The 26,453-nt window shown below is 75.1% G+C and carries 28 protein-coding genes and 1 pseudogene; 17 read left to right on the forward strand and 12 right to left on the reverse strand.

What is annotated here, in order from left to right; translation table 11 throughout:
* Positions 1 to 95 precede the first annotated feature (95 nt).
* The 6 genes from ACFYPD_RS13610 (at position 96) to ACFYPD_RS13635 (ending at position 5,495) form a co-directional block, all read left to right on the forward strand.
* Positions 96 to 1,055 carry a hypothetical protein gene (locus tag ACFYPD_RS13610; RefSeq protein WP_387112649.1) on the forward strand — a complete coding sequence of 320 codons (960 nt, stop codon included), beginning with the start codon at positions 96 to 98 and terminating at the stop codon, positions 1,053 to 1,055.
* Positions 1,055 to 1,912, forward strand: a complete 858-nt coding sequence (locus ACFYPD_RS13615) for a spermidine synthase (RefSeq protein ID WP_387112651.1) — start codon at positions 1,055 to 1,057, stop codon at positions 1,910 to 1,912. The genes ACFYPD_RS13610 and ACFYPD_RS13615 overlap by 1 nt, the downstream gene beginning before the upstream one ends.
* A gap of 81 nt (positions 1,913 to 1,993) precedes the next feature.
* Positions 1,994 to 2,692 (forward strand): sigma-70 family RNA polymerase sigma factor, encoded by a 699-nt coding sequence (locus tag ACFYPD_RS13620; protein ID WP_387112653.1) that lies wholly within the window; start codon positions 1,994 to 1,996, stop codon positions 2,690 to 2,692.
* On the forward strand, positions 2,689 to 3,477 hold the full coding sequence (locus tag ACFYPD_RS13625) for an anti-sigma factor family protein (protein ID WP_387112655.1): 789 nt from the start codon (positions 2,689 to 2,691) through the stop codon (positions 3,475 to 3,477). The genes ACFYPD_RS13620 and ACFYPD_RS13625 overlap by 4 nt, the downstream gene beginning before the upstream one ends.
* Positions 3,478 to 3,682: 205 nt before the next feature.
* Positions 3,683 to 4,327 carry a hypothetical protein gene (locus ACFYPD_RS13630; RefSeq protein ID WP_387112656.1) on the forward strand — a complete coding sequence of 215 codons (645 nt, stop codon included), beginning with the start codon at positions 3,683 to 3,685 and terminating at the stop codon, positions 4,325 to 4,327.
* A 253-nt stretch (positions 4,328 to 4,580) separates the two neighbouring features.
* A complete protein-coding gene (locus tag ACFYPD_RS13635) occupies positions 4,581 to 5,495 on the forward strand; it encodes a DNA-3-methyladenine glycosylase family protein (protein WP_387112658.1) in 915 nt (304 codons plus the stop codon).
* On the opposite strand, the gene ACFYPD_RS13640 is transcribed toward ACFYPD_RS13635, so the two are convergent.
* Complete coding sequence (locus ACFYPD_RS13640; RefSeq protein ID WP_387112660.1) at positions 5,489 to 6,010, reverse strand: DUF1990 family protein; 522 nt, start codon at positions 6,008 to 6,010, stop codon at positions 5,489 to 5,491. The two genes, ACFYPD_RS13635 and ACFYPD_RS13640, sit on opposite strands and share 7 nt — an antisense overlap.
* A gap of 93 nt (positions 6,011 to 6,103) precedes the next feature.
* On the opposite strand from ACFYPD_RS13640, the gene ACFYPD_RS13645 reads away from it, so the two are divergent.
* A complete protein-coding gene (locus ACFYPD_RS13645) occupies positions 6,104 to 6,586 on the forward strand; it encodes a GNAT family N-acetyltransferase (protein ID WP_387112662.1) in 483 nt (160 codons plus the stop codon).
* Positions 6,587 to 6,596: 10 nt separating this feature from the next.
* Here the strand turns inward: ACFYPD_RS13645 and ACFYPD_RS13650 are convergent, their stop codons facing one another.
* Positions 6,597 to 6,809, reverse strand: coding sequence for a hypothetical protein (locus tag ACFYPD_RS13650; RefSeq protein WP_387112664.1), 213 nt, complete (start codon positions 6,807 to 6,809; stop codon positions 6,597 to 6,599).
* Positions 6,810 to 6,946: 137 nt separating this feature from the next.
* On the opposite strand from ACFYPD_RS13650, the gene ACFYPD_RS13655 reads away from it, so the two are divergent.
* Both ACFYPD_RS13655 and ACFYPD_RS13660 read left to right on the forward strand, forming a co-directional pair.
* Complete coding sequence (locus tag ACFYPD_RS13655; protein ID WP_387112666.1) at positions 6,947 to 8,059, forward strand: ATP-dependent DNA ligase; 1,113 nt, start codon at positions 6,947 to 6,949, stop codon at positions 8,057 to 8,059.
* A gap of 34 nt (positions 8,060 to 8,093) precedes the next feature.
* Positions 8,094 to 9,680 carry an alpha/beta hydrolase gene (locus tag ACFYPD_RS13660; RefSeq protein ID WP_387112668.1) on the forward strand — a complete coding sequence of 529 codons (1,587 nt, stop codon included), beginning with the start codon at positions 8,094 to 8,096 and terminating at the stop codon, positions 9,678 to 9,680.
* Positions 9,681 to 9,695: 15 nt separating this feature from the next.
* Here the strand turns inward: ACFYPD_RS13660 and ACFYPD_RS13665 are convergent.
* Positions 9,696 to 9,905, reverse strand: a pseudogene (locus ACFYPD_RS13665) (YncE family protein); the annotation flags it as partial.
* Positions 9,906 to 9,909: 4 nt separating this feature from the next.
* Between ACFYPD_RS13665 and ACFYPD_RS13670 the strand changes: the two are divergent.
* On the forward strand, positions 9,910 to 10,299 hold the full coding sequence (locus tag ACFYPD_RS13670) for a helix-turn-helix domain-containing protein (protein ID WP_387112669.1): 390 nt from the start codon (positions 9,910 to 9,912) through the stop codon (positions 10,297 to 10,299).
* Positions 10,300 to 10,312: 13 nt separating this feature from the next.
* Here the strand turns inward: ACFYPD_RS13670 and ACFYPD_RS13675 are convergent, their stop codons facing one another.
* The gene (locus ACFYPD_RS13675) at positions 10,313 to 10,816 is read right to left on the reverse strand and encodes an ion channel (protein ID WP_387112671.1); all 504 of its coding nucleotides are present in this window, start codon (positions 10,814 to 10,816) and stop codon (positions 10,313 to 10,315) included.
* 73 nt (positions 10,817 to 10,889) lie between these two features.
* Between ACFYPD_RS13675 and ACFYPD_RS13680 the strand changes: the two genes are divergently transcribed.
* Together ACFYPD_RS13680 and ACFYPD_RS13685 are read left to right on the forward strand one after the other, a co-directional pair.
* On the forward strand, positions 10,890 to 11,342 hold the full coding sequence (locus tag ACFYPD_RS13680; protein WP_387112673.1) for a GNAT family N-acetyltransferase: 453 nt from the start codon (positions 10,890 to 10,892) through the stop codon (positions 11,340 to 11,342).
* A 134-nt stretch (positions 11,343 to 11,476) separates the two neighbouring features.
* Positions 11,477 to 12,010 (forward strand): hypothetical protein, encoded by a 534-nt coding sequence (locus ACFYPD_RS13685; protein ID WP_387112675.1) that lies wholly within the window; start codon positions 11,477 to 11,479, stop codon positions 12,008 to 12,010.
* 73 nt (positions 12,011 to 12,083) lie between these two features.
* On the opposite strand, the gene ACFYPD_RS13690 is transcribed toward ACFYPD_RS13685, so the two are convergent.
* The 5 genes from ACFYPD_RS13690 to ligD all read right to left on the reverse strand — a co-directional run bounded on the left by ACFYPD_RS13690 (position 12,084) and on the right by ligD (position 21,021).
* Positions 12,084 to 12,800: an ABC transporter ATP-binding protein gene (locus ACFYPD_RS13690; RefSeq protein ID WP_387112677.1), complete on the reverse strand. Its 717-nt coding sequence runs from the start codon at positions 12,798 to 12,800 to the stop codon at positions 12,084 to 12,086.
* The gene (locus ACFYPD_RS13695) at positions 12,800 to 13,789 is read right to left on the reverse strand and encodes an ABC transporter ATP-binding protein (RefSeq protein ID WP_387112679.1); all 990 of its coding nucleotides are present in this window, start codon (positions 13,787 to 13,789) and stop codon (positions 12,800 to 12,802) included. Before ACFYPD_RS13695 ends, ACFYPD_RS13690 begins: the two co-directional genes overlap by 1 nt.
* Position 13,790: 1 nt before the next feature.
* Complete coding sequence (locus tag ACFYPD_RS13700) at positions 13,791 to 16,523, reverse strand: FtsX-like permease family protein (RefSeq protein WP_387112681.1); 2,733 nt, start codon at positions 16,521 to 16,523, stop codon at positions 13,791 to 13,793.
* Positions 16,520 to 19,711, reverse strand: a complete 3,192-nt coding sequence (locus ACFYPD_RS13705) for an FtsX-like permease family protein (RefSeq protein WP_387112683.1) — start codon at positions 19,709 to 19,711, stop codon at positions 16,520 to 16,522. The genes ACFYPD_RS13700 and ACFYPD_RS13705 overlap by 4 nt, the downstream gene beginning before the upstream one ends.
* Positions 19,712 to 19,992: 281 nt before the next feature.
* Entirely contained in the window at positions 19,993 to 21,021 is a 1,029-nt protein-coding gene (gene ligD, locus ACFYPD_RS13710) for a non-homologous end-joining DNA ligase (protein ID WP_387112685.1), read from the reverse strand.
* Positions 21,022 to 21,068: 47 nt separating this feature from the next.
* On the opposite strand from ligD, the gene msrB reads away from it, so the two are divergent.
* Together msrB and ACFYPD_RS13720 are read left to right on the forward strand one after the other, a co-directional pair.
* Positions 21,069 to 21,479 carry a peptide-methionine (R)-S-oxide reductase MsrB gene (gene msrB / locus ACFYPD_RS13715; protein ID WP_387112686.1) on the forward strand — a complete coding sequence of 137 codons (411 nt, stop codon included), beginning with the start codon at positions 21,069 to 21,071 and terminating at the stop codon, positions 21,477 to 21,479.
* 35 nt (positions 21,480 to 21,514) lie between these two features.
* On the forward strand, positions 21,515 to 21,886 hold the full coding sequence (locus tag ACFYPD_RS13720; protein WP_387112688.1) for a hypothetical protein: 372 nt from the start codon (positions 21,515 to 21,517) through the stop codon (positions 21,884 to 21,886).
* Between the two features lie 7 nt (positions 21,887 to 21,893).
* Here the strand turns inward: ACFYPD_RS13720 and ACFYPD_RS13725 are convergent, their stop codons facing one another.
* Positions 21,894 to 22,169: an isoamylase early set domain-containing protein gene (locus ACFYPD_RS13725; protein WP_387112690.1), complete on the reverse strand. Its 276-nt coding sequence runs from the start codon at positions 22,167 to 22,169 to the stop codon at positions 21,894 to 21,896.
* A 157-nt stretch (positions 22,170 to 22,326) separates the two neighbouring features.
* Here ACFYPD_RS13725 and ACFYPD_RS13730 point away from each other — a divergent pair, with 157 nt between their 5' ends.
* From ACFYPD_RS13730 to ACFYPD_RS13740, 3 genes are all read left to right on the forward strand, one after another.
* Positions 22,327 to 22,587: a Prokaryotic metallothionein gene (locus ACFYPD_RS13730; RefSeq protein WP_387112692.1), complete on the forward strand. Its 261-nt coding sequence runs from the start codon at positions 22,327 to 22,329 to the stop codon at positions 22,585 to 22,587.
* A gap of 31 nt (positions 22,588 to 22,618) precedes the next feature.
* A complete protein-coding gene (locus tag ACFYPD_RS13735; RefSeq protein ID WP_387112694.1) occupies positions 22,619 to 23,068 on the forward strand; it encodes a GNAT family N-acetyltransferase in 450 nt (149 codons plus the stop codon).
* Positions 23,069 to 23,196: 128 nt separating this feature from the next.
* Positions 23,197 to 24,294 carry a lytic polysaccharide monooxygenase gene (locus tag ACFYPD_RS13740; RefSeq protein WP_387112696.1) on the forward strand — a complete coding sequence of 366 codons (1,098 nt, stop codon included), beginning with the start codon at positions 23,197 to 23,199 and terminating at the stop codon, positions 24,292 to 24,294.
* A 46-nt stretch (positions 24,295 to 24,340) separates the two neighbouring features.
* Here the strand turns inward: ACFYPD_RS13740 and hemQ are convergent, their stop codons facing one another.
* Both hemQ and hemG read right to left on the reverse strand, forming a co-directional pair.
* Positions 24,341 to 25,042, reverse strand: coding sequence for a hydrogen peroxide-dependent heme synthase (gene hemQ, locus ACFYPD_RS13745; RefSeq protein ID WP_387112698.1), 702 nt, complete (start codon positions 25,040 to 25,042; stop codon positions 24,341 to 24,343).
* On the reverse strand, positions 25,039 to 26,448 hold the full coding sequence (gene hemG / locus ACFYPD_RS13750; protein ID WP_387112700.1) for a protoporphyrinogen oxidase: 1,410 nt from the start codon (positions 26,446 to 26,448) through the stop codon (positions 25,039 to 25,041). The genes hemQ and hemG overlap by 4 nt, the downstream gene beginning before the upstream one ends.
* Positions 26,449 to 26,453 lie beyond the last annotated feature (5 nt).

Genomic DNA, 26,453 nt, shown 5'->3' on the forward strand with positions numbered 1-26,453 from the left:
CCTACGGAGCCTCCGATGAGCGCGAGGACCGATCGCGCAGGAATGCGAGTGACAGCGAAGCGAAGCTCCGCAGTCGCGAACGGAAGGGCGGCTCGGTGAACCAGCCCCGGTTCTTCGTCGACGCGTGGGACCCGGCCTACGGGGCGTCGTTCGAGGCGGGAGGCGGGCCGGCGGCGCCGAGCAGCGCCCAGGTCGACGCCGACGTCGAGTTGCCCGCCACCGACTGGCGGGCCGTCGACGTCCGGCGCGACGTCGCGGCCCCGGACGTGGTGCTGCTGGTCGACGGGGTGCGCCGGATCGACGCCAGCGTCTGGACGGCGGAGGACGACGGTGGCTCGTTCCCGGGCATCGCCGCCTCCTACGCGGCCGGGGTGGTCCGCTGCGACCTGGAGCGGGGCGCGGCGGAGCTGGCCGGTTCGCGGGTGGGCCGGGGCCTGTTCACCGCCAGCCCGTCGGCGCAGGACGTGGTGGCCGGCGCGATCCGCTACCCGGTGCACCGGGTGGGCGGCACGGGCGAGCTGAGCAAGCTCCCCGCCGCCGTGCAGGGCCCGCTGACCGCCCTGGAGGTGGCGGTCTCCGACGCGGTACGGGCCGACGGCGACCTGCTGGTGGTGGACGGGCCGCTGCGCAGTCGGCGGAACCTGCCCCGCACCCTCGGTTACATCAAGACCCAGCACAGCCAGTACCTGGACGGTCGGCTCACCGCGGTGGTCACCGGGCTGGCCCCGGGGCAGCGCTGCCCGGTGTTCCGGCTGGGCACCGCCTGGGGCGGCTACTCGTGGTACCTGCGGCTGCCGGTGGCCGGCGGCGCCCCGTGGGCCGGCATCGTGCGGGTGGAGTGCTCCGCCGAGCTGACCGAGGCCGAGGCCATCGGGCTGGCCGACCTGTCCCTGGTGACGCTGCCCCGGTTCGCCTCCACTCCGTACAAGGATCCGCGCGCCCCGCAGAACCTGATCCCCATCGCCGGCCTGGAGCGGCGGCTGCGCGGGATGCTCGGCGACGCCCGCCTGCTGCACCGGGTGCTCACCGCGGCGGCCCGGGGGATCCGGCGCTGATGGGCCGGCGACGCGGCGCGGACCGGGAGGTCACCCAGGTCGACACGGGGCAAGCCGAGCTGGTGCCCGACCCGGACCGGCCGGGCTCCTGGACGCTGCTGCTCGACGGCGCCCCGCAGTCCCATGTGGACCTCACCGACCCCGGCCACCTGGAGTTCGAGTACGTCCGGCGGCTGGCCGCCGCGATCGACCTGGTGGCACCGGCCGGCGCGCCGCTGCGGGTGCTGCACCTGGGCGGCGGCGCGCTCACCCTGCCCCGCTACGTCCAGGTCACCCGCCCCGGCTCGACGCAGCGGGTGTCCGAGGTGGACGGCGCGCTGGTGGAGCTGGTGCGCCGGGAGCTGCCCTGGCCGGCGGACCCCCGGCTGCGGGTCCGGGTCGCCGACGCCCGGGCCACCCTGACGTCGAGCCGGGACGGCAGCTACGACGTGGTGGTCGCGGACGTCTTCGCCGGCGCCCGCACCCCCGCCCACCTGACCTCGGCCGAGTACGCCGCCGAGGTGGCCCGGGTGCTGCGGTCCGACGGCTGCTACCTGGCGAACATCGCCGACGGCCCGCCGCTGCGGCACGCCCGCGGGCAGGTCGCCACGGTGCGCACCGTGCTGCCCCGCGCCTGCGTGGTCGGCGACGCGGCGGTGCTGCGCGGCCGGCGCTACGGCAATCTCGTGCTCGTGGCGTCCCGGGTGGAGCCGCCGGTGCCGGAGCTGACCCGGCGGGCCGCCGGCGACTGGTTCCCCGGCCGGGTGCTGTCCGGCGCCGAGCTGGACCGCTTCGTCGGGGGCGCTCCGGTGGTCCACGACGCCGACGCCACCGACTCCACCCCGCCCCCGCCCGGAATTTTTTCCGTCCGGCGTTGATCCGCTCGGCGGGCCGCTGCGTATCACCGGGCGGCCATGCCCGTGGGGGGTCGGCTGAGTCATTGGACACCGGAGGTCTGCATGCATGCGGTGGCGGCCGGCTGGCACGGCGAGGTGGCGAGGCCCGAGTGGATGTTCGCCCGGGCACAGCCCCGGTCGCGCGCGTCGAGGTCGGGCCGGGGGGTCGACGCCTGCCCCTCGGATCGCCAGAATGATCCGGTGACGCCGCGACCGGCGCCCGGACGCCACCAGGCCACGTCCACCGAGGCCAGCCACTCCGACCAGCTGATCCGGCTGCTCTACGCCGAGCACGCCGGGCCGCTGCTGATGTTCGTGATGCGGCTGACCGGCGGCGACCGGCAGCGCGCCGAGGACATCGTGCAGGAGACGCTGCTGCGGGCCTGGCGCAACGCGCACCGGCTGGGCACCAACGGTCAGGGCTCGCTGCGTCCCTGGCTGGTCACGGTGGCCCGGCGGATCGCCATCGACGAGCACCGCAGCGAACAGGCCCGCCCGGCGGAGACGTACGACCGGGACCTGACCGCGTTCGCCGAGGCGGACAGCACCGACCGGGTGCTGCGCACGATGACCGTGGCGGACGCGCTGCGTACGCTCAGCCAGTCGCACCGGGAGATCCTGGTGGCGACGTACTTCCGGGGGCGTACCGTGCCCGAGGCGGCCGAGGAGCTGGGCCTTCCGCTCGGCACCGCGAAGTCGCGGGTCTACTACGCGCTGCGCGCGCTGCGCACGGCTCTGCAGGAGAGGGGGGTGACGGAATGAGCCGCGCGGACCACATGGACGTCGCCGCGTACGCGCTCGGCGTGCTGGACCCGCAGGACGCGGAGCGGTTCGAGGAGCACCTCGCCACCTGCTGGGCGTGCGCGGCGGAACTGGAGACGATGGTCCCGGTGGTGGGGATGCTCTCCGGCATCGACGGCGAGGCGATGGCCGCGCTGGAGCAGACGCACACCGATCCGGCGCTGCTGGACCGTACCCTGATGGCGGTCCGCCGGGACCGGCGGCGGACCCGGATGCGGCAGGTCTTCGCCGCCGCGGCGGCGGTCGTGGTGTTCGGCGGCCTGAGCGGTGTCGGCATGGCCGGGGTGTTCGGCGGCGGCGACGAGAGTCGGATCCCGCAGGCCGAGCCGACCCTCACCGCGCCCGTCACCGCTCCGCCGAACAGCGAGCCGTCCGACCCCAACGACCCGAACGTCGGTGGCAACGAGCAGGAGGGCGACCAGCACAACGCGGTCGACCCGGGCACCGGCGTGAAGACCACGATGTGGCTGGCGTCGAAGGAGTACGGCACCCAGATCGACCTTCAGCTCACCCGCCTGCCCGGGCCACGCACCTGCCGGCTGGTCGTGGTCCGCAAGAACGCCACGAGCGAGGTGGTCTCGACCTGGTCGGTGCCGGGCGGCGGCTACGGCACGAACACCAACCAGCTCCCGCTGGAGTTGAGCGCGTCCACCTCGGCCCCGCTCAAGGACATCGAGAAGATCCAGGTGCAGTCGGTCGACGTCAACGGCATCGCCAGCCCGCTGGTGACGGTGAGCGACCTCTGATCCCGCCGGAACGCCGGCGCCGGGCAGCGACACCGCCCGGCGCCGTTCCGTCGTGCCCGGGACGCCGACCCCGATGTGCTGCCACACGCGCCGCCGTCCGGATCGGTTCAACGGATCCACTGTGAAATGGAGCACCCTTTTCTCTTCAACCTTGACAGCGCACCGCCCGTACTACTCGGCGAACTGCCAAGAACGAGGAGGGCACGTGGCACACCTGAAGCGGACGACCGTCATCGTCGCGAGCGCGATGGTCGCACTAACGGCCTGCGCCCCCGCGGGCTACGACGGGGCGAACTCGAGCGCGGCCGAGCCGGTCGCCGTCGCCGCGGCCGAACCCACCGCGTCGGCCGAACCGGAAGCCTCCGCGTCCCCGGACGCGCCCGCCGACAAGGCGCCCCCGTCCGACGTGCAACTCACCGACGAACTGGTCGGCAAGAAGCTGCCCCGGATGGGCAAGGTCGTCACCGACCAGGACGGCTGGGTGCTGTACCGGTTCGACAAGGACTCGGCCGACCCGCCGCAGTCCAACTGCGTGGACAAGTGCGCCCAGGTCTGGCCGCCCGCGCTGACCGACGGCAACCCGCAACTCCAGGGCGTCTCCGACGACAAGGTCGGCACGGTCACCCGCCAGGACGGTACCCGGCAGATCACCATCGGGGGCTGGCCGGTCTACCGCTACATCGGGGACAAGAAGCCCGGCCAGTGGAAGGGCCAGGGCGTCGGCGGCACCTGGTTCGTGGTCGACCCGAACGGCAAGAAGAACCTCACCTGCCTGCCCACCGGCACCCCGAAGGCGGTCGCCCCGCCGTCGTCCGGCGACTCGGGCGGCGACTCGGGCTACTCGTACTGACGGACCCCCGGACACGGTGGCCGGTCGCAGCCGGGGAGGGCGCGGCCGGCCACCGTCGTGGTTCCGGGACGGCGGCTATCCGGCAGCCCCGCGTCCCGGCGCGGCGCCGGCCCGATCCGGGCCGGCGCCGCACCCCTGCGCCGGACCCCCCGAACAATGCGGGCCAGCGCCGCACCCCTGCCGGTGGACCGAGGCGGGCGGCGCGGCCGGCCGTGTCTGCTGTCACCGGGGGAGGTCATGGCAGAGTGGCGGGGTGACCTCCCCCGCCGCCCGCCGGACGCTGCGCCCCCCGGCCGGCTACCGACTGGCCGCCTCGGTCCGCGCCCTCACCTTCAGCCCCTACGACCCGTGCGCCCGGATCGCCGCCGGCAGCTTCTGGTGGGCCACCCGCACCCCGGCCGGCCCGGCCACCCTCGCGCTGCGCCCGGACGCCGGCGAACTGGTCGCCGAGGGCTACGGCCCCGGGGCGGACTGGGTGGTCGAGCGGGCCGACGCGGTGGCCGGGCTCCGCGACGACCTCACCGGGTTCGCCGCGCTCGCCGGCGCCCACCCGCTGGTGGCCCGGTTGGCCCGCGAGCACCACGGGCTGCGGATGCCCGCCACCGGCCAGGTCTTCCCCCGGCTGCTGCGCGCCGTCTTCGAGCAGAAGGTCACCGGCAAGGAGGCGTACCGGGCGTACGCGGCCACCGTGCGGCACTTCCGGGAGCCCGCGCCGGGGCCGCTGCAACCGCTGCTGCTGCCGCCCGAGGCCGCCGCGGTGGCGGCCACGCCGTACTGGGTCTTCCACCCGTTCGGGGTGGAGCAGCGGCGGGCCGACACGCTGCGCCGCGCGGCCGCCGTCGCGGACCGGCTGGAACGCTGCGCCGACGCCGCCGACGCCACCCGCCGGCTCACCGCGATCGCCGGCATCGGGCCGTGGACCGCCGCCGAGGTGGTCCGGATCGCGTACGGGGACCCGGACGCGGTCAGCGTCGGCGACTACCACGTCCCGAACACGGTGGCCTGGGCGCTGGCCGGGGAGGCGCGCGGCGACGACGCCCGGATGCTGGCCCTGCTGGAACCGTTCCGTGGCCACCGCGGCCGGGTCTGCGTGCTGCTGGAGGCCGCCGGCATCCAGGCGCCGAAGTACGGGCCGCGCGCCCCGATCCGCTCCTTCGCCGGCTACTGAGGCGGCGACGCCGGCCGGTGACCGGCGCAGAGCCGGCGCAGGGTCCGGCCGAGCCACCAGGCGTACGCCTGCTGGACGGCCCGGGCGAGCGGCCCGGCGGCGCGCACGTACCAGCGGGCCGGGCGGCTGAACGCGGTCACCTCGAACCACACCCCGTCGGCGGTCCGGGTAACCAGGAACGCCTCCTCGCCGATCTCCGGGTGCCCGGGCAGGGTGCCGTAGCCGAACCCGGCCCGGTCCGGCTCGTCCACCGTCCAGACCACCTCGGTCGGGCCCCAGACCCGCAGCGGGCCGACGCCCAGCCCCGGGGTGACGCGCACGCCCGCGGCAGCGCGCGGCGCGTCGGTGCGCATGACGACGCCGGCGGACCGGTGCAGCCGCCAGCCGAGCACCGCGTCGGCCGCGGTCGGGAAGCCGCCGTCCGGCAGCCGGACGCGGTGGCGCAGGTGGTCGTAGCCGCCCGGCAGGCGTTCGTCGCGGGTCGCGCCCACCTCGGGGTACGTCAGCTCGGGCACGTCGGCCTCCTCCTCGCGCGGAACCCCGCCAGCGTACGGCCGGCCGGGGTGGCCGCCCGGCGTCGGTCCGGCGGGCTGTGGTGGGCTTGCCGGGTGACCGACCAGCTGACCGTCGCCCCGGCCGGTGTCGCGGACGCCGGCGAGATCCTCACCGTGCAGCGCGCCGCGTACCTGGTGGAGGCGCAGCGCTACCGGGACGTGTTCCTGCCCCCGCTGACCGAGACCCTGGACGAGGTCCGCGCCGCCCTGGCCGGGCCAACCGTGGTGCTGGCCGCCCGGCTCGGGTCCCGCCTCGTCGGCTCGGTACGCGCCCGCGTCGACGGCGACACCGCCCACGTCGGCCGGCTCGCGGTCGCCCCGGACCAGCAGGGGCGCGGCATCGGTGGCCGGCTGCTGACCGCGGTGGAGGGCGCCTGCGCCGGCCGGGTGGCCCGGTTCGCCCTGTTCACCGGCGCGGAGAGCGCGGAGAACCTGGGCCTGTACGCGCGGCGCGGCTACCGGGTCGTGGCGCACCGGCCGGACGAGAACGGCAACCGCCTGACGGTGCTGGAGAAGACGGTCGAGCTGGCCGGCTGAGCGGGCCGGGTCAGGCCGCCTCGCGGAGGTCGGCCAGGCCGACCGGGGCGTACCGCCGGAGCAGTAGCTCCAGCTCGGCCACGGAGGCCACCTCGCCCACGACGTTCGCGCCACCGCCGTGCTCGGCCTGGTAGCGGTGCACGAGCCGGTAGCGGTAGCGCCCGCGGATCAGTTCCACGCTGACCCGCCAGCGCCCGCAGCATCCGCAGCTCCACTCCGGCACGCCGCGAACCGTAGCGCTGACCTGCGGTTTCACCATCCGGTCGGCGGGGGACGAACGGGCCCGGCACGGGACACGCCGCGCGCTGCCGCCGGTGATCTGCCTCACGACCGTCGGTGGGGTCTGATTGACTGGTCGCCGTGGACCTGCCGATCAACCCGCCGGTCGAGCCGATGCTGGCGAAGAGCGTGCCCCAACTGCCCACCGATCCCGGCCTGACCTACGAACCCAAGTGGGACGGCTTCCGCTGCATCATCTTCCGCGACGGCGACGAGGTCGAGCTGGCCAGTCGCGGCGGCAAGACGATGACCCGCTATTTCCCCGAGGTCGTCGAGCAGGCGCGCCGCCAGCTCCCGCAGCGGTGCGCGGTCGACGGCGAGCTGATCGTGATCCGCCGGGACGGCCCCGGCGGCCAGCCGCGGCTCGACTTCGAGCTGCTGGCCCAGCGGATCCACCCGGCCGCCTCCCGGGTGAAGCTGCTCGCCGAGACCACCCCGGCCGACTTCGTCGCCTTCGACCTGCTCGCCCTCGACGATGAGCTGCTGACCGACCGGCCCTACCCGGAGCGCCGGGGCCGCCTGGAGAAGGCGCTGGCCAAGGTCCGGCCGCCGGTGCACGTAACCCAGGTGACCACCGACCCGGAGACGGCCCGGCGCTGGTTCGAGGTGTTCGAGGGGGCCGGGCTGGACGGGCTCATCGTCAAGCCGGCCGACCTGCCCTACGAGCCGGGCAAGCGACTGATGTTCAAGGTCAAGCACGCGCGCACCGCCGACGCCGTGGTGGCCGGCTTCCGCTGGCACAAGTCCGGCCCGGTGGTCGGCTCGCTGCTGCTCGGCCTCTACGACGACGCCGGGGTGCTGCACCACATCGGCGTCAGCTCCTCGTTCAGCGCGGCCCGGCGCAAGGAGCTGCTGGACGAGCTGGAGCCCTACCGGGAGGTCGGCGGCGACCACCCGTGGGTGCACGGCGACCACGAGCGGGGGCAGCGCATCCCGGGCGGGGTGAGCCGGTGGACCGGCGGCAAGAACCTGGAGTGGGAGCCGCTGCGCCCGGAGCTGGTGGTCGAGGTGGGCTACGACGCCATGGAGGGCGACCGGCTGCGGCACACCGCCCAGTTCGTCCGCTGGCGTCCCGACCGCGATCCCCGCTCCTGCACCTACGACCAGCTGGAGCGCCCGATCCGCTACGACGTCGACCAGGTGCTCCGCGGGGACCCGGCGGCGACCGTCGGCGACGGGCCGGGCCGGGCGTAGCCTGGCGGTCCACACGATCATGGAAGGCTCCCACGTGACCCGCTTCTCCCACCGGATCCGCCGCCGGCCCACCCTGGCCGGGTTGGTCGCGGCGCTGGTGCTCACCGCCGGCTGCACACTGCCGGCGTTCGCCCCGCGGGCCGAGAGCCAGGGCGAGGCGGCCGCACCGGGCACCGCCCCGACCTGGCGACCCTGCCCCGAGGTGCCGGACGAGCTGGTCGGGCGGGGCGCGGCGGGCATGCGCTACGACTGCGCCCGCATCGCCGTACCACGCGACTGGGGCACCGGGGCGGCGACCGGCGCGACCGCCGGGCCGGGCGCCGGGGAGACCTTCGAGATCGCGCTGATCCGGATCCGGTCGGACAAGCAGCGCAACCGGATCGGGTCGCTGGTGGTGAACCCGGGCGGCCCCGGCGCGTCCGGCGTGGACACCGCGGTCTACCTGTCCTTCGGGCCGGCGTTCGGCGGGCTGCCGGCCGAGGTGACCGACCGGTTCGACATCGTCGGCTTCGACCCGCGCGGGGTGGCCCGGTCCAGCCCGGTGAAATGCATCTCCGACGCCGACCTGGACGCCAGCTTCGGCTACGACCCCGACCCGGAGAGCCAGGCGTCCTTCGACGGCTTCGTCGACCTCAACCGCCGGGTCGGCCAGCGGTGCGGCGCGAAGTACGGCGACCAGCTCCCGCTCTACGGCACCGAGCAGGCCGCGCGGGACATGGACGCGGTGCGCGCGGCCGTCGGCGACGACAAGCTCACCTACCTCGGCTACTCCTACGGCACCCTGCTCGGCGCGACCTACGCCCAGCTCTACCCGCAGCGGGTGCGGGCGCTGGTGCTCGACGGAGCGGTGGACCCACGGCAGAAGCTCATGGCCGGCTCGGAGAGCCAGGCGAAGGGCTTCGAGCGGGCGTTCGACAACTTCGCCCGCTGGTGTGCGGCGAACGCCGGCCGCTGCCCGATCGCGCCCGACGCCCGGGCCGCGGTGACCACGGCCATCGACAAGGCCCGGGTCTCGCCGGTGCGCGGCAGGGACGGCCGGGAGGCCACCGCCGGCTGGGTGTTCTACGCGGTCATCTCCTCCCTCTACACGGAGCAGGGCTGGCAGGATCTGGCCCGGGGGGTCGACGCGTTGCAGGGCGGCGACCCGACCGGCGTGTTCAAGCTGGCCGACGCGTACGCGGGCCGCGAGGACGACGGGCACTACTCCAACATGTTCGACGCGAACATGGCGGTGAACTGCGCCGACGAGAGCGAGAAGCCGACCCGGGAGCGGATCCGGTCGGTCCAGTCGCAGTGGCGGCAGAAGTACCCGCTGTTCGGCCCGGCGCTGGCGGTCGGGATGCTCGGCTGCGTGGAGTGGCCCGGCGGGCGCGACCCGTACCCGACCGGGAAGGCGGCGGGCGCGCCGCCGATCCTGGTGGTCGGCACCACCGGCGACCCGGCCACGCCCTACGAGCAGACCGGCGCGCTGGCCTCGATGCTGGGCGTCGGCCGGGTGCTCACCTGGGAGGGCGAGGGGCACACGGCCTACCCGCAGACCCCCTGCGTGACGGCGGCCGTCGACGCCTACCTGGTCTCGCTCACCGTCCCCCGGGAGGGGCTGCGCTGCCCCGCCCGGTGACGGTGCGCGGACCGGTCAGCCGGCCGCCGGGGGCGTCCAGCCGAGCGGCAGGTGTCCGATGCGGACCCGCTGCGGGTGGTCGCCGACGGGCACGCTGGCCACCTTCTGCCCGGTGGCGAAGCTGATCGCGGTGACTTGGTCGGCGCCGGACTCGGAGATGACGCAGTCCCGGCCGTCCCCGCTGACCGTGGCCCAGTACGGCTTGCTGGCCGGCACCAGGGCCCCGGCCATGTATGCGCTCTGCCTGGCCGCCCTGCGCGCAGCGGCGCACCGGCGGCTGCACGGGTTGCACCTGGTGACGGACCTCGCCGTCCAGACCGCGCTGGCCGCCCAGCCGGACCTCGCCGAGCTGCTCCGGAGCACCCTGCTCGGCGGCCTCGACCCGGCCGACGAGTTCCACCGGGAGCTGGCCACGACCGCGCTGGCCTGGTTGGACCACGGCCAGCGGCTGGACCAGACCGCCGCCGCCCTGCACGTCCACCCGAACACCGTGCGCTACCAGCTGCGCCGGCTGCGGGACCTCACCGGCGGGCCGCCGGTCGAGGAGGGCGCGCGGTGCCCGGTGCCGGACACCGTCCGCTGGTGGTGGGCGTTGCGTACCTGGCTCGACCGGCGCTGACCTCCGGGCGTGGTCACCGGCGCCGGCGGCGCCGGCGCCGCCGTTCCCACGGCGGGGCCACGCTGCCCGGCCCGCTGGCCGGCTCGGGGCGCTCAAGCTCGGGCACCTCGATGCCCTGCCGGGCGGCCATCTCCTCCACCAGCGCCCGCAGCCGCCGCACGTCCGACTTCAGTTCCTCCTGCTCGGCGTGCTCGAAGGCGTCGTCGTCGACGATCAGCCGGCTGGCGAAGTGTGCGGTGATCAGCGGGATGACCAGCAGCACCATGGTGGAGATGAGCAGCGCGGCGAGGAAGCGCCCGGCGAAGGAGGTCGGGGAGATGTCGCCGTAGCCGACGGTGGAGGCGGTCACCACGGCCCACCAGACCGAGTCCGCCGCGTTCTTGTCCTCGGCATGGCTGTACAGCACGCCGGCCACCACGATCATCAGCAGGTACGAGATGATCAGCGTGCGCGGCGAGTTGGCGAACCAGACCAGACCCCGGTAGATCCACCGGAACGGCAACAGCAGGTCGTCCATGCGGCACATGCTGCCCGGTGCCGGCAACCGACGCGACCGCATCGTCGGGCGTGACTGTGCGAGGCTGCCCGGCATGACCGACGTGATCTTCCGGGAGGCGGTCCGGGCCGACCTTCCCGCCGTCATCGCCCTGCTCGCCGACGACGTGCTGGGCAAGGCGCGCGACTTCACCGAGGTGGACGAGGCGTACGAGCGGGCCTTCGCCGCCATCGACGCCGACCCGCGCAACCACCTGGTCGTCGCGGAGACCGGCGGCGAGCTGGTTGGCTGCATGCAGATCACCTACATCCCGGGGCTGGGCCGGCACGGCGCCGAGCGGTCGCTGATCGAGTCGGTCCGGGTCCGCTCCGACCTGCGCGGCCGGGGGCTGGGCCGGGAGATGATGGCGTGGGCGATCGACCGGGCCCGGGAGCGGGGCTGCGCGCTGGTGCAGCTCACCACCGACAAGAGCCGGGCCGACGCGCACCGCTTCTATCGCCACCTCGGCTTCGTGGCCAGCCACGAGGGCATGAAGCTGGCCCTCTGACCCCCGGCCCCGCCGGTTGGCGCTGCCGGCGGCCCTCCCCCGGTCGGGGGAGCTGATTCCCCGGTCGCGGGGAGGCCGCCCACCGGTCCGGTCGACAGGCTGAAGGGCAGTTTCCGCAGCACCGGGGAGGGCCCATGACCAGCGACACCGTGTCCCGCACCGTCCACTTCCGCGACGGCCGTCCCGCGCCGGTCTGGGCGGTCCGCGCGGCCCACCTGATCCCGCTGGTCGTCCTGCCGTCCGGGCTGTGGCGGATCGCCCTGGTCGCCGGCCTGCCGATGGGCACGCCGGTCCACCCCGGCCCCGGCGAGAGCGTCTACATCGTCTCGCTGAGCCTGGTCTCCGAGGGGCTGGCGCTGCTCGCGCTCGGCCTGGTCCGCCCGTGGGGGGAGGTGTTCCCGAGCCGGCTGCCGCTGGTCGGCGGCCGGCGGGTGCCGCCGCGGTTCGCGGTCACCGTCGCCACCGCCGGCGCCGTCGCACTGATCCTGATCTGGGGGTACGCCGCCTGGGGCGTCACCGCCACCGGCAACGACCTCGGCTTCACCCCGACCGGCTTCGCCCTGCTGGTGGCCTGCTACGCCCCCCTCCTCCTGTGGGGCCCCCTCCTCCTGACCGTCACCTGGGCCTACCACCGCCGCCGCTCCCCCGCCCAACCCGGTCGATCATGAGGTTGACGGCACGACACATCGGTGCCGACTGCCGCCAACTTCATGATCGACGGGGCGGGGGCGGGGGGCGGGGTCAGTCGGTGGCCAGGCGGCCGTCGCGGAGGGTGAGGGTGCGGTCGGCCATGTCGATCAGGGCCGGGTCGTGGGTGGCGACCAGGGCGGTCATGCCGCGGGCGTGCACCACGGCGCGGAGCAGGTCCATGATCGACCGGCCGGTCTCCGAGTCGAGCTGGCCGGTCGGCTCGTCGGCGATGAGCAGGTCCGGCTCGTTGGCCAGCGCCCGGGCCACCGCCACCCGCTGCTGCTGGCCGCCGGACAGCTCGTACGGGCGCTGCGCGGCGTGCCCGCCCAGGCCGACCAGCTCCAGCAGCACGGCCACCCGCTGCTCCCGCTCGGCGGCCGGCACCTTGGCCAGCCGCAGCGGCACCCCGACGTTCTCCGCCGCCGACAGGATCGGCACCAGGCCGAAGGTCTGGAAGATGAACCCGACCGTGCCCCGGCGCAGCGCCAGCAGCTCCCGCTCGCTCGCGGTCGTCACCTCGTGCCCGGCCACCCGCACCCGCCCGCTGTCCGGCCGGTCCAGCCCGCCGACCAGGTTCAGCAGGGTGGTCTTGCCGGCCCCGGAGCGGCCCCGGACCGCGACCAGCTCACCCCGGCCGGCCACGAAGGAGACGTCCCGCACGGCGTGGACGGCGTGTTCGCCCCTGCCGAACGTGCGGCTCACCCCCTCGACCCGGACCACCTCGTCGACGGCGACGCGGGCCGGCGCCACGGTCAGCTGCTCGGTCATCACTCACTCTCCTCGGCGTGCGCCCGGTCGCCCGGCCGCACCTCGACGTGGTCGGGTTCCAGGTTGAGCCGGACCCGGTCGCGCAGGGACAGGGTGTCCACGAAGGACGCCGGCAGTTGCATCCGGCCGGTCCGGTCGAGCACCGCGTACTCCTCGCTGACCAGCTCGGTGCTGCCGTCGGCGGCGAGCCGGGCGGTGCGGCGTACCTCGGAGGAGGTCCGGCCGTCGCGGATCGCGACCGTCCGGCGGACCTGGCCGGCCACGGCCTGGTCGTGGGTGACCACCACGATGGTGACGCCCAGCTCGGCGTTGATGGTGCGCAGCGCGGCGAAGACCTCGGCGCCGGTGGCCTCGTCCAGCTCACCGGTCGGCTCGTCGGCGAAGAGCACCTCCGGGTCGTTGGCCACCGCCACGGCCACCGCGCAGCGCTGCTGCTCGCCGCCGCTCAGCTGGCCCGGCCGGCGGTCCGCGCAGTAGCCGACCCCGACCATGTCGAGCAGCTGGCGGGCCCGCTCCCGCCGGTCCCGCCGGGAGCGGCCACCGGCCAGCTTCATCGGCAGCTCGACGTTCTCCAGCGCGGTCAGGTACGGCAGCAGGTTCCGGCCGGTCTGCTGCCAGACGAAGCCGACCATCTGGCGGCGGTAGGCGAGCCGGCGCCGGTTCGACAGGGCGAGCAGGTCGTAGTCGGCGACCCGGGCGATGCCGGCGGTCGGGGTGTCCAGCCCGGAGAGGATGTTCAGCAGGGTCGACTTGCCGGACCCGGAGGCGCCGACGATCGCCACCAGCTCGCCCCGATCGATGACCAGGTCGAGGCCCTGGAGGGCGACGACCTCCACCCCCTCGGTCTTGAAGATGCGGACCAGGCCGTCGCAGACGATGTGCCCACGCAGCCGGTCCCGGCCGCCGGCCCGTTCGGCGGCGCGCTCCGCGGCGCGCTGCTGAAGGGCGGCCAGGTCGGGTACGGCGGACGCCTCGGCGATCGCGGTCAACTCAGCTCTCCTCTCCGAGCCGGAGCACCTCGCCGAGGCGCATCCGACGGTTGTTCAAAGCCTCGACGGCGACGGCGAAGCCGAGGGCCAGCACGGCGAGGCCCAGCACCCCGACCACCAGGCCGGGTTCGAAACGTGCCCGCACGGCCACCCCGCCGGTGAAGGCGGGCAGGCCGAGCACGGGGGTGAGCAGCACCGGCAGCAGCGCGCCGACCACCGCGCCGGTGAGCACGGAGACCAGCACGAGCGGGGTCAGCTCCACCAGCAGCAGCCCGCGCCACTGGCGGCGGGACAGCCCCATGGTGCGCAGCCGGGACAGCACCTGCCCGCGGCCGCGTGCCTCGGCGAGCACCGCGAACGCGAGCGCGAGCAGGCCCAGCGCGGCCCCGCCGATCGCGCCAATGGTGAAGCCGAAGACCAGCAGCCCGTTCACCCCGCTGCCGCCGAGCTCGGCGCGGACCGCCGACCGGACGGCCACCGTGGGCTGGCGGGGTCGCTCCCCGCCGGTCACCGTCCCGGTGCGCTGGTAGCGCTGCTGCCCCTCGCCGACCACCCGGGCCACCGCGGCCGGGTCGACCCGGTCCCCGGCGAGCAGGAAGCCGGTGGGGACGAGCGGGTGCAGGGCGTCCGCCGGCAGCGCCGGCCAGGGCAGCACCACGAACCGGGTCACGTTCCGGTCGACCAGCGGAAACTCGTCGACGGTCGCGGCGGTGCGCACGGGGAACCGGTTGCCCTGCACGTCCAGCCAGGCGGGCCGCCGGCCGGCCGGGTCGGCCAGCCCAGCGTCGGTGAACTCGTCGGCGAGCGCCGGGGAGACCAGCGCCGGCAGCGGGCTGGTGCCGTCGCCGGTGGCGCGCAGCGGGTCGGGGACGGTCACCGGGACGCCCGCGCGGCGGGCCACCTCGGCGAACCGGGCGCCGTCGACCAGCAGCACCCGGGTCTCGCCGACCCCGCCGAACCGGCCGGCCTGGTCGGCGTGCGGGCGCTGGCCGGTTTCCACCAGCAGCGGGGTGACCGCGCGGACGCCGGGCAGGGCGGCGAGCGCGTCGGTGGTGTCCGGGGCGAACCGCTCCCCGTCGACCCGGACGTCCCCGGGCACGGCGCCGGCGGCGGCCCGGTCCCGCCCGTTCTCGATGCCGGTGGCGACCACCCCGCAGAACGCGGCGGTCGCCACGGCCAGTACCAGCACGACCAGCGGGCCGGTGGTGGCGGCCCGGCCGGCGCGGGCGGTGCCGAGGAACGCGACGCTGCCCCGGGCCCGGGCGGCGGCCCGGCTGAGCAGCCGCATCGGCCACGGGTACGCGCGCAGCGCGACCAGCGCCGCGGCGACCGCCAGCAACACCGGCACGGAGACCAGCAGCGGATCCACCGCCCCGCCGAGGACCAGTCCCCGGCGACGCAGCAGGAACGCCCCGAGCACGGCGACCCCGAGCACGGTCACCTCGACGGTGAGCCGGACGGCCGCGGAGCGGGCGCCGATCAGGTCGGCCCGGCCGGCGCCACCCCGTGCCGCGGTGAGCGCGGCGACCGGTGGAACCAGGGTGATCAGCACCGCGGCGAGCAGCACCCAGCGCAGCTCGGTGCCCTCCCCGGGCAGCAGGCCGCCGAGCAGCCAGCCGCCGCCCGCTGCGGCCGGCAGCACCAGCAGCGACTCGGCGAATCCGCGGCGCAGCACCGCACCGGTCGAGCCGCCCCGAGCCCGCAGCAGCAGGTACTCGGACCGGCGCCGGCGCGCCGCCAGCCGGGCGGCGAGCAGGGTCAGGCCGGCCAGGGTGGCGAGCAGCCCGGCGGCGATGACGGCGAGCAGCGTACGGGCGGCGGCGAGCGACTCGGCGAACCGCCGCAATGGAATGTCGACCCCCTGGCTGAATCTGAGCCCGGACGGCTTCGGGCTTCGGTCGAGGCGGCTCAACCCGTCGATCAGCGCATCGAGCTGGGCCGGAGTGACCCGGTCCGGAGAGATCCGGTAGCGCCAGCCGAAGCTGACCGGCCAGCCGGCCTCGGCCAACGCGGTTAGGCCGCCGTCGGCGGTCACCCCGACCAGCAGGAACGGTTTTCCGTCCCCCTCTGGCTCACCGAGCCGCAGCAGCGAGGGGAGGGCGTCCCAGATCCCGTCGCCGGGATCGGCCGGTCGGAACAGGCCGACCAGGACGATCTTTCTGCTCTTCGTCGGCTTCCCGTTGATGTCCAGGATGGAGAGCGTGAGCCGGTTACCGGCACGCAGTCCGAGCCGGCCGGCGAGCGTGTCGGCGAGGGCCATCTCGACCGAGCCGTCGGAAGCGGTGCCCGCGTCGGGCCACCGGCCCTCGACCAGGGTCGCCGCGTCCCGGATTCCGCTCACCGTCCGCAGGCTGAGATCGATCAGCCCCTTGTCGGAGGTCAACTCCGGCCCGGTCAGTCGGGTGAACGAGGTCTGCGCGGCGAACCAGCGCTCGCCGACCGCCTGCCGCACGACGGGTGGCATCCGCCCCTGGAAGCTGTCCAGCTCAGCCGCGCGGCCGGCGAGGACCTCCCGGCCCCCCGAGCGGATCTGCACCGTCCCCATCGTGTAGGTCAGGTCCCGGCGCGCCACCGGCTGGGCCGCCACGTACTCCCGCAGCCCCTGCCCGGTGAGCCGGTCGGCGACCCGTGGCACCCCCGTGATCAGCAGGGCGGTGACCAGGGTCAGCACCGCGAGGAGGAGGAAGTGCCCTCCGTACGCCCGCACCCGCCGGGCCGCCCCGAACAGACTCATCGTTCTCCCCCGATCCGCAGCTGCACGGCGGCCACCCGCTGACGGATGCCGGTGGTGATGGCGGCGCCGGCGGCCAACGCGGCCAGCAGCAGGCCGCACGCGGTGATTCCGACCGGCCCCCACGGCACGGAGAAGACCGGGTCGGGCACGGGTCGCCCGGCGTCCGGGGTAAGGATCACCAGGGGCGCCATGGTGGCGCCGACCCCGGCGCCGACCAGCAGTCCCACCGTCACGCCGATGCCTGCCAGGAAGAACTGCTCGGCGAGCAGCGCCCGGGCGAGCAGCCGGGGCGCCGCGCCCAGGGTGTGTAGCACGGCGAACTCCCCGAGTCGGTGCCGGGCGGTGGCCCACACGTCCACCGCCAGGCCGACGAGGGCGAGCAGCGCGCAGCCCAACGCGGCGGCGAGCAGCCCGGTCCGGGCGCCCTGCCAGTACGGGTCCCGAGCCGCGGCCTCGACTGCGGCCCGCCGGTCGAGGACCTCCACCCCGGGCAGTGTCGCGATCTCGTCGGCGGCCGTGGTGTGGGCCGTGGTGTCCGTACTCAGCCACCACTCGGGGATCGGTCGGACCGCGCCCTCCTGGCGGATCAGCCAGTCCACCGCGGCGGGCAGGTCGAGCAGCACCCCACCGCCGGTGCCGGCGGTGCCGGGCACCGCCTTGAGCTCGCCGACCACTCGGGCCGGCAGGGACACCCCGAAGAGCGAGAGCGGGACGATGTCCCCCACCTTCACCCGGAGCGCGTCCCGTACTGCCGGTGTGATCAGGGCGGGCACCGGCCGGCTCTCCCCGCCGGGCACGACGGCGAACCGGGAGGAGAACTGGTCCGCGAACGGTCCCCCCTCCTGCACGACGGACGGTTGAACGACGTTGACGCCGGAGGCGGTCACGTCCGACGTCTCCACGGGACCGTCGTGGATGGCGTCCACCATCGACCAGGCGCCGATCAGCTTCAGCGGCTGCGGAGCGCCCACGGCGCCGGTCACCCGCAGCCCGTCGATCCGCAGCCGGTAGCCGGTGCCCGCGACATCGCCACCGTCGGCCTCGAAACCGGCGAGCCGAAGCGGGTCGCCGTTGGTGTCTGGCAGGTCCAGGGTGAAGGGCACGGCCCGGCCGTCGCTGCCGGCGGTGGCCAGCGGCAGCCGCCAGGCCAGCCCTCCGGCCGTGGTGACGAGCGCGGAGACCTCGATCTGGTGCGGTCGCAGCGCCCCGTCGACGGGGGTACGTACGGTGCCGGCGAGTTGCCGGGCCCCGCTCGGCAATGTGACACCGGCCGGTGCGGCACGCCCGCCGACCATCCGGTCGAGCAGCTTGCCGGGCGGTTCGTCGCCCAGCCGGTCGGCGAGCCGGACCACGCCGGGAGCGGCGGCGGCGTCCAGCGCCACCGCGGTGGTCGGCAAGTCCATTCGACCGACCCGCATCTCGTCCCGCCAGGCCGGCAGCACCCGGTCGGTGCCCGGCACCGAGGCGAGCTGCGACCTCCGGTCCACCGGTGCCGCACCCTGGCGCTCGATCACCCGCAGGTCGGCCCCGACGCGGTGCGCGGCCTGATCGGCCTGCGACCGCTCCCAGGTGGTGACCAGCGACCACGCCAGGGTGCTACCGCCAACGGCGAGAGCGAGCAGCAGCACCGGTCCGGCGTGCGGGCGGCGGCCCGCCTGCCACATCCCGAACATCGTCGCCGTCCACGGCCTTCGGTCGACGAAGCGCTCGGCGAACCGGGTCGCCGGCGGCAGCAGCCGCAGTGCGACGACCGCCCCGGCCAGCACGCCGAGGGTCGGCGCGGCGGCCAGCAGCGGATCGATGCCGAGCTGCCCGCCGGCCCCGGCGAGGGGCGAGGAGTACTGCCGCAGCTGGGCCCAGGCGAGCACGGCGAGCGCGACGAGGGCGAGGTCGACGCCCGCCCGCTGCACGGCTGCGCCTCGGGTCGGGCGGGACCGAGCCGCCATGTCGGCGACGTAGGTGCCGGCCTGCCGCAGCGCGGGCATCACCATGGCGAGCAGGCAGCCGATCGCGGCGGCGACCGCGACCGCCCAGACCTGGCCGAGCGCGCCGTCGGCCAGCCGCAGGTCGGCACCGAGCCACCGCACCGCCTCCCCCGTCAGCGGCGGGGCGAGCAGGGCGGCCGGGGCCACGACCAGGGTCGCCTCCCGTACGGCGAGGCCGGCGAGCTGGCCGCGGGCGGCGCCACGGGCGCGCAGCAGCGCGGTCTGCCCGCGGCGGTCCTCGTTGAGCAGCGCGGCGACCAGCACCAGCGCGTACCCGCCGAGCACCACGATCAGCAGCAGTGGGGTGAGCAGGGCGGACCGGCCCACCAGGTCGGCCCGGCCGAGCCGGTCGACCAGCCGGTCCAGGTGGCTCACGGTCTGCGTGGAGGAGCCGAGACCGGTGGCCTCGGGGATCTCCTCGGCGACGGTGGCGAGGGCCGCCGTGACCCCGGTCAGCCGGCTCGGCTCGACCACCGCGAGGTCCGGGGCGACCAGCCAGGCCCCCGAGGTCGAGCCGGAGAAGGTGCGCGCGAAGTCGGCCGGGTCCAGCGCGAACGGCCCGTACGAGTCGCTCGTCGCGTCGCCCTGGCTGTCGCCCACGCCCGGGGCGAGCCGCCAGTAGGCGTCGGCCGGGTCGCGGGGCCGCCAGGTGCCGGCCAGCACCACGGCCCCGGCCCGCTCGGCGCTGCGGTCGTAGAGCGGCACCCGCCCCCCGACCCGCAGGCCGAGCTGGCCGGCGACCTTTTCGGGCAGGGTGACCTGCAACGGCGCCGCGTCGGGCGTCGGCCACGTCCCGCCGGTCAGCTCGGCGTGCGCCGGCAGGTCGGTCAGCGTGGCGAGGCTGGCGAACATCGGGTCGTCGTCGGTACGGGCCGGCCCGAGGTCCCCGGTCAGCTCCCGCCCGGTGCCGTAGCGGGCCGCGGCCACGGTGACCGGGACCCCGCCGAGGCCGTCGGCGAACTGGGCGCGGACCGCCCGGTCCCGGTCGGCGTACGCGGCGGCGTCCCGCCCGCCCGAGCCGCTGACCAGCAGGCTGCGCTCCTCGGCCGGGGCGGCGTCCAACACCGCCCGGGCGCCCGCGTCGACCGCCCGGCGGTTGTAGTCGGAGAGTCCGGTGACCAACGCGACCGCGACCAGGGCCGCGACCGCGGCGGCGAGCAGCAGTCCCCGAGCCTCGACCGCCCGCCTCCACACCAGCTTCATCCGACGTCCTCTCCTGGCCCCGGCGGGCCGACGACCAGGTAGACCCGTCGGGGGGCGGGAAAGGTTCGCGCACGTTACGTGATCGTTATCCGCGCCGGTCTGCTTCCCTGATCGTCATGGCGACCGAGATCCTGCTCGTCGCGGTGCTGCTGCCCGAGGTGCACGCGCACCTGGCCCGGGGCGAGAAGATCAAGGCGATCGCGGCGTACCGCCGGGCGAGGGGCGCGGACCTGCGCACCGCCAAGGCGCGGTGGAGGCCTCGCCGGTCGCCGCGGACCGGTTCAGGCGCGCGGCCGGTCGCGGTCCTTGGAGGGCTGCACCCGCTTGGGCTCGCCGGGCATCTTCGGGTATTCCGGCGGGTAGGGCATGTCGCCCTGACCGGCGGCGGCGTCCCGCTCGGCCCATTCCAGCAGGGGCGTGATGTCCCACGGGGCGTCGTCGATCCCGGCGTGCGGGTCGCCCCGCTCGGCGAACCGGGCCGGCACGCTGCCCAGGTGGAAGTCGTCCGGGTCGGCGTCGGTCAGCTCGTCCCACTCGACCGGGGTGGAGACGGTGGCCCGCCCGTTGGCTCGCAGCGAGTACGCGCAGGCGATGGTGCGGTCACGGGCCATCTGGTTGAAGTCCACGAAGACCCGGCTGCCCCGCTCCTCCTTCCACCAGGCGGTGGTGACCAGTTCGGGGCGGCGCCGTTCCAGCTCGCGGGCCAGCGCGATCGTCGCCCGGCGCACCTCGACGAACGTCCAGCGCGGCTGGATGCGCAGGTAGACGTGCACGCCCCGGCCGCCGGAGGTCTTCGGCCAGCCGGTCACCCCCAGCTCGTCGAGCAGCCCGCGCAGCTCACCGGCGGCGGTGACCGCGTGGGTGAAGTCGGTGCCGGGCTGCGGGTCCAGGTCGATGCGCAGCTCGTCGGGGCGGTCGACGTCGGCGGCGCGCACCGGCCACGGGTGGAACACCACCGTGCCCATCTGCGCGGCCCAGGCCACGTGCGCCAGGTCGGCCGGGCACAGCTCGGCGGCCTTCCGGCCGCTGGGGAAGCTGATCTCCGCGGTCGCCACCCACGGGGGTACGCCCCGGGCCGGCACCCGCTTCTGGAAGAACGCCTCCCCCTCGATGCCCTCCGGGAAGCGCTGCAGGGTGGTGGGCCGGTCGCGCAGGGCCCGCATGATCCCCTCGCCGACCGACAGGTAGTAGTGGAAGACGTCCGCCTTGGTGAAACCGCGCTGCGGGAAGATCACCCGGTCGGGGCTGCTCAGCCGTACGGTGTGCCCGGCGACCTCGATCTCCTCGACTGCGGCCTTGCTGCCAGCCATTGGGCGACCCTATGCGATGCCACCGACGGCCGACGTACCGTTGAGCGGTGAGTCTTTCCGACAATGAACTGCCCCGCACCGAGGACGAGTGGCGGGTCCGGCTGAGCCCGGAGGAGTTCCGGGTGCTCCGCGAGGCCGGCACCGAGCGGCCGTGGACGGGTGAGTACGTCGAGACCAAGACCCCTGGCGTCTACCACTGCCGGGCCTGCGGGGCCGAGCTGTTCCGCAGCGAGGACAAGTTCGACTCGCACTGCGGCTGGCCGAGCTTCGACGACGCCATCCCGGGCGCGGTCAAGGAGATCCCCGACAACACCCTCGGCATGCGGCGGGTCGAGATCCGCTGCGCCCGCTGCGACAGCCACCTGGGGCACGTCTTCGAGGGCGAGGGCTTCACCCCGAAGGACACCCGGCACTGCGTGAACTCGATCTCGGTCCGGCTGGAGCCGAAGGGCTCCTGAGGCGGCCCTTGCCCGGACGCGCTACTGATGAGGTCATGCCCCACCTCGACGTACGGCGGCTCGCCGCCGTGGACATGTACGGCTCGGCCGGCTCGCCGGTCCGGCGGCGGGTGATCCTGGTGGAGTTCGTCGTCGGCGTGGTGGGCTGCGTCGCGCTCGGACTCTGGGCGGCGCACGGGGGCGGTCCGGTCCGGACCGCCCTCGGCGGCTACCTGGCGCTGGTCGGCCTGAACTACGTGCCGCTGGCGCTGCACGCGCTGACCCTGAGCCGCCGAGGCGCGCTGGAACGGGAACTTGCCGGCGTCGACGTCCCCGCCGAGCTGCGGCACTACACGCCGCGCCAGCTCTGGCTCTTCGTTCCGCTGCTGCCGGTCGTGCTCGCCGCCCGGCAGGCCCGCCGGCGCTGAGCGGCCGTCAGAGCCGGAGTGTGCCGCCGCGTTCGTCGACGTGGTCGGCGGCCTCGTCGTCCAGCCAGACCCCGCCCGTGGCCAGGTACCGGAAGCGGTACTCGCCCGGGCCGAGCCGCACGGTCACCGTGCGGGTGCCATCGCGGCGGGCGACCAGCTCGTGCCGGCCGGGCTGCCAGTCGTTGAAGCAGCCGACGACGCTGACCGTGCCGGGCGGGGTGTCCCGGGGCAGGCTGAAGGTGACCCGGGTCTGGTTGCCGAAGAGCTTGTTGCGCTTGATCAAGGGGGTTCCTCCGAGGTTCGAGGCGGTCACCGGGTCTAACGCGCGACACGCCGGGGGCGACTCGCCGTCGAGCCGGATCAGGTTCGCCCGTTTCGGTTGCCGGGGCGTGTCCGCTGGCCGACCCTGGGATGACGGGTCCGTTTTCGGGGGGTTTCGTATGGCTACCTGTGAGGTCTGCGGCAACGACTACTGGATGGCGTTCGAGGTGCGCACGGTCAACGGGGCCACGCACACCTTCGACTCCTTCGAGTGCGCCATCCACAAGATGGCGCCGATCTGCGAGCACTGCCAGATCAAGATCGTCGGGCACGGCGTGGAGGTCTCCGGCCGCTTCTTCTGCTGCGCGCACTGCGCCCGCGCGGTCGAGGGCTCCCAGGGCGCCGAGGTCCGCGACGCGGTCGGCGCCCGCCCCGCCTGAGCACTCCGGGGGGCCGGCCTACCATCGCGGGATGCCTACCGAGTCCCACCTGGCCGGCTTCGCCGAGCTGGACGCGCGCACCTTCCACGACCTGCTCCGGCTGCGCATCGACGTGTTCGTGGTGGAGCAGTCCTGCCCGTACCCGGAGCTGGACGGCCGGGACGTCGAACCCGGCACCCGGCACCTCTGGCTGACCCGGGACGGCGACGTGGTGGCGTACCTGCGGATCCTGGCCGACCCGGGCGGTGTGGCGCGGATCGGCCGCGTGGTGGTGGCGCCGGCGGCCCGCGGCGCGGGCCTGGCGGGCGCGCTGATGACCGAGGCCCTGGCGGCGGTGGGCGACCGCCCGTGCGTGCTGGAGGCGCAGACCCACCTGGTCGACTTCTACGCCGGCCACGGCTTCACGGTCAGCGGCCCGGGCTACGTCGAGGACGGGATCCCGCACACCCCGATGCGGCGGGAGGGCCGAGTCGCCGCCTGAGCAGACATTGACGGATACCGCTTTCCTGTGGCAGCGTGCCAGGCGAGCCACCACACGAGCCGCGGGAGGGGGCAACTCCCGCACCGTCCGGGCGTCGTGCACCGACATCCCCACCCCGGAGGCTCACCATGTCCACTCCGCACCGCCGCCGCGTCCCCGTCGTGGCGGCGATCCTGAGCGTCTGCGCGGTCGTCGCGGCGCTGCTCACCACCGCCCTGTCCGGCCCGGCCTCGGCGCACGGGTCGGTGGTCGACCCGGCGTCCCGCAACTACGGCTGCTGGCAGCGCTGGGGCAGCGACTTCCAGAACCCGGCGATGGCCACCCAGGACCCGATGTGCTGGCAGGCCTGGCAGGCCGACCCGAACGCCATGTGGAACTGGAACGGCCTGTTCCGGGAGGGCGTCGCCGGCAACCACCAGGGGGCCATCCCGGACGGCCAACTGTGCAGCGGCGGGCGCACCTCCAGCGGGCGCTACAACGCCCTCGACACGGTCGGCGCCTGGAAGACCTCGCCGGTGACCACCAACTTCCGGATCAAGCTGTACGACCAGGCCAGCCACGGCGCCGACTACATCCGGGTGTACGTGACGAAGCAGGGCTACAACGCGCTGACCACGCCGCTGCGCTGGAGCGACCTGGAGCTGGTCGGCCAGATCGGCAACACCCCGGCCAGCCAGTGGACCCCGGAGACGCAGGGCGTGTCGATCCAGGTGCCGGCGAACGCGCCGGGCCGGACCGGCCGGCACGTGGTCTACACCATCTGGCAGGCCAGCCACCTGGACCAGTCGTACTACCTGTGCAGCGACGTGGACTTCGGCGGCGGCTCCACCACCCCGCCGACCACGCCGCCGCCGACCACCACGCCGCCCCCGACCACGACCCCGCCGACGACCACTCCGCCGACGACGCCGAACCCGGCCGGGGCCTGCACGGCGACCTACCGGATCACCGGGCAGTGGGGCGGCGGCTTCCAGGCCGAGGTGCAGGTCACCAACGGCGGCTCACCGATCCGGGGCTGGTCGGTGAGCTGGAACTACGCCAACGGCCAGCAGGTCAGCTCGGCGTGGAACGCCACGGTGAGCACCAACGGGACGCTGGTCACCGCGCGCAACGTCGCCTACAACGGCACCCTCGCCGCGGGGGCGAGCACCTCGTTCGGCTTCGTCGGCTCGTCGAGCGGAAGCAACCCGGTGCCGGGGAACGTCTCCTGCACCACGGTCGCCTGACCGCCGTCCGGCCGGGGTCGTGGATCACGGCCCCGGCCGGCGCGGGTCAGACCAGGCAGGTGACGAGGTCGGCGATCGAGCGGCGGCGGCCCGTGTAGAAGGGGACCTCCTCGCGGACGTGCCGGCGGGCTCCGGAAGCCCGCAGGTCGCGCATCAGGTCGACGATCCGGTGCAGCTCGTCGGCCTCGAAGGCGAGCATCCACTCGTAGTCGCCGAGGGCGAACGAGGCGACCGTGTTGGCCCGCACGTCCGGGTAGCCCCGGGCCATCTTGCCGTGCTCGGCCAGCATCTCGCGCCGCTCGGCGTCGGGCAGCAGGTACCACTCGTACGACCGGACGAACGGGTAGACGCAGAGGTAGGCGCGGGCCTCCTCGCCGGCCAGGAACGCCGGGATGTGGCTCTTGTTGAACTCGGCCGGCCGGTGCAGCGCCATCTGCGACCAGACCGGGGTCAGCGCCCGGCCCAGCGTGGTGCGCCGGAACCGCAGATAGGCGTCCTGGAGCGCGTCGCTGGAGGACGAGTGCCACCAGATCATGAGGTCCGCGTCGGCGCGCAGGCCCGCCACGTCGTAGGTGCCGCGGATCGTGACGTCCTTGCCGGCCAGCTCCTCGAAGAGCGACTCGACCTCGTCGACGACGTTCTCGCGCAGCGACGGGAGGGGGCTGGTGGCGCGGTAGACCGACCACATGGTGTAGCGGATGGTGTCGTTGAGCTCCCGCAGCCGGGCCGCGTTGGTCTGCTCCGTCATGCTGCCGATCCTCCCAGTGCAGTGATGATCTCTTCGGCCGCCGTCTCGCCGGAGCGGACGCAGACCGGGATGCCGACGCCGTCGTAGCCGGCCCCGGCCAGGGCCAGCGTCGGGTGGGCGGCGCGCAGCGCCGCCCGGGCCGTCCCCACCCGGCCGAGGTGGCCGGGGGTGTACTGCGGCAGGGCGCCACCCCACCGCTGCACGTGCCGGGCCACCGGGGCGGGCAGCGGCGTGCCGAGCACCTTCGACAGCTCCCGGTGCACGGTGGCGACCAGGTCGTCGTCGGTGAGCTGGAGCGAGGCCTCCTCGCCGTACCGGCCCACCGAGGCGCGGACCAGGGCGAGCCCGTCGGGCCGGCGCAGGTGCCCCCACTTCGTGGTGAAGAAGGTGGACGCCTTGATGAGCAGCCCCTCGGTGGCCGGCACCAGGAAACCGGACAGCTCCGGCAGCTCCGGCTCGGGCAGGGCCATGGTGACCAGCGCGACGCTGGCGTAGTCGAGCCCGCCGACGGTCGCCGCGGCCTCGGGGGCCGGGCCGGCGAGCAGCCGGGCGGCCGGGCGGGCCGGCACGGCGAGGACCACGGCGTCGGCCTCGACGAACTCGGGTTCACGCGTGGGGCCGACCACCAGCCGCCAGCCGGTCGGGGTGCGGTGCAGCTCGCGGACCGCGGCGTCCCGGCGGATGGTCGCCCCACTCTCCCGTGCCGCCGCCTCGACCAGCGTGCTCAGCCCGCCGGCCAGGGTGCCGAAGACCGGGGCGCCGGGGGCGCGGGGCGCGGCGGCCTGCGCGGCGCGGACCGCCCCGACCAGGGTGTGCTCGACCCGGGCCGCCCGGGCCAGGGCCGGCATGGTGGTGACCAGCGAGAGGTCGTCGGCCCGGCCGGCGTAGACGCCGCCGAGCATCGGATCGACCAGCCGGTCCACCACCTCGTCGCCGAGCCGATCGCGGACCAGCGCGCCGACCGACACGTCGGCGTCGGGCGGGAGCAGCGGCGCGCCGCCGTCCCGGTCGGCCGTCGCGGCCGGCTGCGCCACCGCCGCCACCCTGTCCAGATCCCCGGGTACGCCCACCAGGGTGCCGCCCGGGACCGGGCGCAGCCCACCGTCGACCACCAGGGCCGCCTGCCCGACGGTGGGGTGCACGATCGCGTCGGCCAGGCCGAGGCGGCGGACCAGCGTCACCACGGCCGACTCCCCGCCGGCCGGGTCGCGCATCAGGAACGACTCGGCGCCGAACTCGACCGGACCGCCGGCCAGCTCACCGGTGCGCAGCTTGCCGCCGAGGCGGCCGGACTGCTCGTACACGGTGATCTCGGTGCCGGCAGGGGCGCGGTCGCGCAACCGGACGGCGGCGGCCAGCCCGGTGATCCCGCCACCGACGATCGCCACCCGCCACGGTCGCGCCATGGTCG

The organism is Micromonospora sp. NPDC005299, from assembly GCF_042872345.1.
Taxonomy (GTDB): domain Bacteria; phylum Actinomycetota; class Actinomycetes; order Mycobacteriales; family Micromonosporaceae; genus Micromonospora.